Source organism: Gammaproteobacteria bacterium (assembly GCA_019911805.1).
Lineage (GTDB): Bacteria > Pseudomonadota > Gammaproteobacteria > Thiohalobacterales > Thiohalobacteraceae > JAHJQQ01.
Map to the genome: position 1 here is coordinate 1 of JAIOJV010000008.1, position 4625 is coordinate 4625.

The 4625-nt window shown below is 65.1% G+C and carries 2 protein-coding genes; both read left to right on the forward strand.

What is annotated here, in order from left to right; all coding sequences use genetic code 11:
* On the forward strand, positions 1–3291 hold a 3291-nt coding region (locus K8I04_00535), incomplete at its 5' end, for an autotransporter outer membrane beta-barrel domain-containing protein (GenBank protein MBZ0070208.1).
* Between the two features lie 140 nt (positions 3292–3431).
* Positions 3432–4586 carry a TIGR03032 family protein gene (locus K8I04_00540; GenBank protein ID MBZ0070209.1) on the forward strand — a complete coding sequence of 385 codons (1155 nt, stop codon included), beginning with the start codon at positions 3432–3434 and terminating at the stop codon, positions 4584–4586.
* Positions 4587–4625 lie beyond the last annotated feature (39 nt).

Below are 4625 nucleotides of genomic sequence, written 5' to 3' on the forward strand. Positions count from 1 at the left end.
GGCTACAGCCTGCTTGATGAGGTGACGATCACCAACTCCGGCGCGCTGAGCGCGCAGACCGGCGGTGCCGGCAGCGCGCTGGGCATTTATGCCTCGGCGGCGACCACGGCGACGGTGGACAACAGCGGCGACATCACCGTCGATTCGCTGGGCGGCGGTCTGGTCGAGGGCATTTTCGCCTACGGTCTGGACGCCAGCGTGACCAACTCGGGTGACATCACCGCCACCAGCAACACCGGCGGCATGTTCGGTGGCGGCATCCAGGTCTACGGCGTGGACAGCGCGGCGATCGACAACAGCGGCGACATCGACGTCAGCGTCAACGGCATCGGCGGCGAAGCCATCGGTCTGTACGCGGTGGTCAACACCCTCGCCGGCACCGTGGATGTCACCAACAGCGGCGCGATCGACGTGGCGGCCGACAACGCCTTCGGCGTCGACACGCTCAATGGTCTGGTTGGCGCTGTCGGCACCGTGAACGTCACCAACTCGGGCGCCATCACCGCGACCGGCTATTACTATTCCTACGGCGTCCGCGCCCTTGGCTACGGCGATGTGACCGTCACCAACACCGCCACCGGCAGCATCGACAGCACGGCCTACTACCAGGGTCTGGGCATTCTGGCGAACTCGGCGGACGGCGATGCCATCGTCACCAACGCCGGCACCATCGACGCCACCAGCACTTACCTTGGCATCGGCGCTTACTACGCGATCGGCATCGACGCCTTTGCCGCGGCGGGCAACGCCACGGTGAGCAACAGCGGCGCGATCACCGCCACCTCGGCCAACAACTACGCGAAGGCCATCTGGGCGCAGGCCGCCGGCGACGTCGCGGTGACCAACAGCGGCACCGTGCTTGCAACGGGGTATTACAGCCACGGCGTGGATGCGTACTCCGTGATGGGCAACGTCACCGTGGGCAACTCCGGCGGCATCACCGCGCACAGCGATGCGGGCCGCGCGTACGGCATCGCGGCCTACGCGGGCGTGGGCGACGTCGCCGTGACCAATGCGGCGAGCGGCGACATCCTGGCCGAATCGGGCGGCAAGTATGCGTTCGGCATCTTCGCCAGCGCGCCGACGGGGACGACGACCGTCACCAACGCCGGCGACATCACGGCGACGAGCTTCCCGGCATCGACGGCGCCGCTGTACGGCGACAAGGCCTACGGCATCGTGGCGCTGGGCGATACGGTGGTGGTCGACAACAGCGGCACCATCACCGCTGACGGTGGCGCCAAGTACGGCAACGGCATCTTCGCCAGTTCGACCGGCGTCGGCGGCACCACCGTGACCAGCAGCGGCGACATCACTGCGAGCTCCTACTTCGTTTCCTACGGCATCGACGCGCGTTCGGCCGGCGGCGACACCACGGTGAGCAACGGCGGCAACATCGCGGTCTCGGCCTACAACTACGCCTACGGCGTCAACGCCTACTCGGCCGTTGGCGACGTGGTGGTGAACAACAGCGGCGACATCACGGCGACGATGGACGTGCTGGGCACCTTCGCGGCGGCGGTCAAGATGGAAGCCCCGCTGGGCACCAGCACGCTGAACAACGCGGCCGGCGGCACCATCCAGGCGTTCGGTCCGGACGGTCAGGCTTGGGCGGTGTACGGCTCGAACGTGATCAACACCATCAACAACAGCGGCACGATCACCGGCGCGATCAATCTGTTCGACGGCGACGATGCGTTCTACAACAACGCCACCGGCGTGTGGGATGCCAGCGGCACCTACACCAGCGACTTCGGTCTGGGCAATGACTACCTGCGCAACGCGGGCGATGTCATCGTCAGCCAGGCGGCAATCGGTTTTGGTGACGGCGATGACACGTTCCTCACCGTGGCCGGCGGCGAAGTTCACCTGAACACGGGCACGATCGCCATGGGCGCGGGCATCAATGCGTTCGTGAACGGCGGCACGGTGTTTGTCAACAACGCGCTGAACTACATCGATGCAGGCGTGAACGGCACGGTGACCAACAACGGCACCATCGACATGGTGGACAACCACGTGAACGACGCCCTGACCGTGGGTCCGGTGCTGGGCGGCGTGGGTTCGCTGAACATCGACGTGAACCAGGTGGCGCTGACGGCGGACAGCCTGTACGTGATCGGTGACATGACGGCAAACGCGGTGCAGACGGTGAACGTGAACTTCCCGATGTTCCCGATCACCCAGCACATGACGATCCCGTTTGCGTGGATCACCGGCAACTCGGTGGCGAGCAACTTCGCCCCGGGCACCCTGCTGAACTACAACTACCCGCTGAACTTCATCGACGTGGACCTGACGATCAGCAGCGCGATCGACGCCACCAACACGGTGGATGACGTGTTCTCGATCAATCTGGACGTGAACGGCCTGAACGACACCGGTTCGATCGCGGCGCTGACGGCGCAGGGTGCGGCGAACTTCATGAACGCGCAGGTGGGCACGTTCCGCCAGCGTCTGGGCGTGAACCCGTACGGCGATGCGGGCAAGGTGATGAGCGCGTACGTGCGCTACTACACCGAGACCGGCGACGTGAACCCGGGCCACAACGCGCACAACTTCGGTCAGGGCGGGAACTTCGACTACCGTCAGGCGAGCTGGGGCACCGAGGTGGGCGTGAACGCGAACCTGTGGAGCAACCTGCACGCGGGCGTGGTGCTGGGCAACGCGGACTCGCGCCAGCGTCTGGACAGCCCGGGCGTGGGCACCAACCGGATGGACGGCATGACCTTCGGCATGTACCTGACCTGGTATGTGCCCAATGGCTGGTACGTGGACCTGACGGCGCGGAAGATGGCGGCGGACGTGTACTCGACCTCGGTCGGCGGCGTCCTGCAGTCGCGCGTGCACACCAACGCGGTGAGCCTGGAAGGCGGCTACGAGTTCAAGGTGGGCAACATCAACATCGTGCCGCAGATCCAGTACACTTGGACGCAGGTGGATGAGATCGACCCGTACCACGGCCAGTATGCTGATCTGGTGCTGGGCGGCGGTCACTACAACCGCGGTCGGGTGGGCGTGGACTTCAACACGCAGATCGAGAGCGGTGACTTCCGCTGGACGCCGTACGGCTCGCTGAACTGGGTGCACAACTCGCGCGGTGCGAGCGAGTACACCATCGGCGGGGTGTTCCACGGTGACACGTGGGTGAACGGCAGCGCGTTCATGGCCGAGTTTGGCGTGGGCGTGGAGCGCGGCGGGTTCGGCTTCACGATCGGCGGCAACTGGACCGACGGTGGCAGCTACGACAGCGTGCTGGGCGGCCAGGCCTCGTTCCGCTATTCCTGGTAATCGATAGAAATGTCGGGGCCCGGCGGATGACGCCGGGCCCCGTTGTTCCCAAGCAGTCTGGATTACAAGTGGCCAAAGACAAAAAGCAGAAAGACCCCGGCGTCGAGTCCAGCAAGGACGCGCCGGATTCGGAAACGGGATTGGAAGCGGTGGCGGGTCCGGCGGACGCGCCGCCAGCCGCGGAAGCGGCGGCCGGGCAGCCGGCGCCACAGGGGCAGCAGAAGCCGAAGGACCTGACCCAGTTCAAGGTCGAGCGGAGCTGCTCGCGCAGCCTGGCCGGCTGGCTGGGCCAGAATCGGCTGTCCATCGCGATCACGTCGTACCAGTCGGGCCGGATCTATCTGGTCGGCTCCGATGCCAAGGGACGCGTCTCGTTCTTCGAGCGCATCTTCGAGCGCGCCATGGGCGTGATCGGCAACGCCCAGCGCATCTATCTGGGCGGTCTGTACCAGCTGTGGCGCTTCGAGAACGTGCTGCGTTCCAACGAGGTCATCCACGGCCAGTACGACAAGTGCTATGTGCCGCGCAACGCGCAGACCATCGGCGATGTCGACATTCACGAGCTGGGCATCCGCAAGAATGGCCGCGTGGTGTTCGTCAACACCAAGTATTCCTGCCTCGCCGAGCTCGACCCCACACACAGCTTCAAGGCAATCTGGAAGCCGAATTTCATCAGCAAGCTGGCGCCGGAAGACCGCTGCCACCTCAACGGCCTGGCGATGGTCGACGGCGAGCCGAAATACGTGACGGCGGTGTGCAAGAGCGATACCGTCGACGGCTGGCGAGAGCGTCGCAGTGACGGCGGCATCGTCATCGACGTCAGCACCGATGAAATCGTCTGCGAAGGCCTGTCGATGCCGCACTCGCCGCGCTGGCACGATGGCAAGCTGTGGCTGCTCAACGCCGGGACCGGCTACCTGGGCTGGGTCGATTTCGAGAAAAAGGCCTTCGTCCCGCACGCCTTCGTCCCGGGCTTTGCCCGCGGCCTGTCGATCATCGGCAACGTCGCGGCGGTGGGGCTGTCCAAGCCGCGCAACCAGCGTTTCGAAGGCTTGCAGCTGGATGAAGAACTGAAGAAGCGGGATTCGGAACCCTGGTGCGGGGTGCAGATCATTTCCCTGACCAATGGCGACGTGCTGAACTGGATCCGCCTGGATGGCGACATCACCGAGATCTTCGACATCAGCTTCCTGCCCAACGTCAAGAACCCGATGATGATCGGTCTGCGCACCGCCGAAATTCGCGACCTGATCACTTTCGAGTCCAGCCTGTCCGTGGAGGCCCCTGTCGCATGATTCGCATCCTTGCCATGACCGCCATCGCCGCCGGCGCCC